Here is a 420-nt window from a genome sequence, read left to right on the forward strand (position 1 = left end):
GGGCACCCCGGCGCGGTCGTTCTCCGGTGCCCAGGCGGGCATCCGCACCGCCGCGACGCCCGGGCGCGCGCGCATCACCGAGGTCGTGCCGGACCGGGTCCGGCAGACCCTGGACCGCGGCGCGATCGCGGTGGTCGCCGGGTTCCAAGGCGTCCATCGCGACGAGTCCGGGGACAGCACGGTCACGACCCTGGGACGCGGCGGCTCGGACACCACCGCCGTGGTGTTGGCCGTGGCGCTGAAGGCTGATCTGTGCGAGATCTACACGGATGTCGACGGCGTCTACACCGCCGATCCCCGCATCGTCCCCGACGCGCGCCTGATGGAACACGTCAGCTACGACATCATGCCGGAGCTGGCTGTCAGCGGCGCGAAGGTGCTGGCGCCGCGCAGCGTGGAGTACGCGGCGCGGCACGGGAT

The 420-nt window shown here is 72.9% G+C and carries 1 protein-coding gene; it reads left to right on the forward strand.

Going from position 1 to position 420, the window contains the following annotated elements; all coding sequences use genetic code 11:
• Positions 1-420, forward strand: a 420-nt coding sequence (locus GWK61_RS55345; protein WP_438939842.1) for an amino acid kinase family protein, incomplete at both ends; no start/stop codon positions are given.

Origin of the sequence: Catenulispora rubra (assembly GCF_015356825.1) — a bacterium.
Lineage (GTDB): Bacteria > Actinomycetota > Actinomycetes > Streptomycetales > Catenulisporaceae > Catenulispora > Catenulispora rubra.